We start from the raw sequence: 2035 nt of genomic DNA on the forward strand, positions 1-2035 counted from the left end.
CGTATCTGCCTTGACCACATCCAGAGCGCTGTAACCGCTACCCTGAGACCGGGCCGTTACATACATCGTAAATACCGCGCCTGGGGTGGTGGTTATCACCTTTATCTCTGCACGAATGATTTGATAGGCAGTCGGCGCCTGGACAACCGGTGTCAGGGCCGTTGTTGCCCAACCCGTACCTATTACCTGTGAGGTAATATTGCTTCCACCGGTCTCGGCATCATAATAGGTTATAGCCCAGTTGCCGGGATTACTACCTGTACCTGTCACTGAGAAAACGTCATCGCTATTGCCATCGTTCTCCACCCGGATATAATAGGTCACCATGCCGCCGCTTAAGATTGACTGCGCCTTGGTCTGGCCCGTGCCGTTAGTACTGGTAATCGTCATATCCGCATATGTGCCTTCGGCCGGATTGCGGATACCGCTATCTGCCCGGTAGAATGTGCTTGTTTGCGTCTTTGTCTTGATGGTATCACTCACCGATGGATTTGCTGCTGAAATTATCTTCACATATCCGGTATATTCACCGACCGCACCTCCTAATGTCGTGGTCGCGGGCGAGAGAGCCACACAAATATTAGCCATACCGCCTGCGGTAATACTACTGCTTGTCCTTAACCACCCGTTAGCTGAGGTTATCTGGCTATACGGTATCACAGGCGATGCTGTATTCGGACCGTCATAATAGGTCACGCTCCATCCGCCGGTCGATGGCGATGCAGTCAGGGTCACCTGGGTTGCCACGTTTCCGTCATTCTCTATCTTCACTAAATATGTTATTGTCCCCTGAACCGGTATGATCATTGTTGTATTAGTCTGATTATTACCCGTTACATTATATTCTCCATCCCCATCATAAGGCGTATAGGTCGGGCTGACTGCCACCAGGTTGTCTATGGTATAATTATTAATTACCTCGGTTACACATCTGACTACATCTGTGCCACTGATAGTATTAAGCGGTCTGGCGCTAACCGTATTGGTTAAGACCTGTCCGCCGGCTAAATTCAAGCGGTCTCCGGCTGCTACCTCTAATCTAATCGTATATACTGACCCCGGTGCCAGTCCGGTCTGGCTATAGGCGCCGGACAATACCAATGAGGTTATATCTGTAGTTCCGGTCTCGGAATCATAATATGTAATGGTCCAGCCGCTGGTGGCAGCACTGCCGCTCACGCTTATGGCCTGAGTAGTATTGCCGTCATTCTGAATCCGGATATGGTATGAAACCATCTGGCTGTTGGTAAGAGTATTGGTTATGGTCTGGCTGGTCCCGTCTGTGTTGGTAATATTATCCCCTGTATAAATGGTATCCGCGCCGCGTTTGACCATAGCATCTGCCTGATAACCCCGAACTATGGTGGTTAAACTGATGGCGTCATAGAAATCAAGGTTGGTGGTTGAATAACTATAGAAGGAGGCAGCGCTGCTGGCGCCGGATATCACTGAATTACCGGTTACTTCCACCCGATAGTCACGGTATCCGGTTGAGGTGATTACTCCTGTGCTATGCGCGCCGTTTCTCATTGCAACAGTCCGGTCCACATTGTTGTTGTCATAGTATGAGATGGTCCAGTTAGCCACCGGGCCTGAGGCAGTAAGCGAGAATGTGTCGCTGGAGCCGTCGTTCTCCACCCTGATAAAATATGTAATAGTCGTATTGTTATCCGCATATTGGCTGTAGGCCTGGGGAGTCGGCGCATAGACACCCTGCCCTGAAGTATATGAACCGCCTGAGACCGTGTCGTATCTTAAATCAGGCTGGAAATTAAAGCAGACCGTATTGGCCCTGACCACATCAGTGGCATAAATGCCACCGCTACTACTCTGTATTGCCGCCAACATCGTATAGGTCGCGCCGGATGTATCGGTCAGCGGTGTTACCTCGACCCGGATAGTAGTTGACACCGGCGCATAGTTAAACGGCGTGACCGGCCCCCAGGTCCAACCGGTGCCCGTTATACTGCTGGTAATATTACTCCCGCCACTGGCCGCATTATAATATGTCACTGCCCACAAACTATTGCCAGGC

Annotated in this window: 1 protein-coding gene; it reads right to left on the minus strand. The window is 50.6% G+C overall.

Features of this window, described 5'->3' with window-relative positions:
• On the minus strand, positions 1-2035 hold a 2035-nt coding region (locus HZA49_04160; protein MBI5778634.1), incomplete at both ends, for a hypothetical protein.

This window comes from Planctomycetota bacterium, from assembly GCA_016235865.1.
Lineage (GTDB): Bacteria > Planctomycetota > MHYJ01 > JACQXL01 > JACQXL01 > JACRIK01.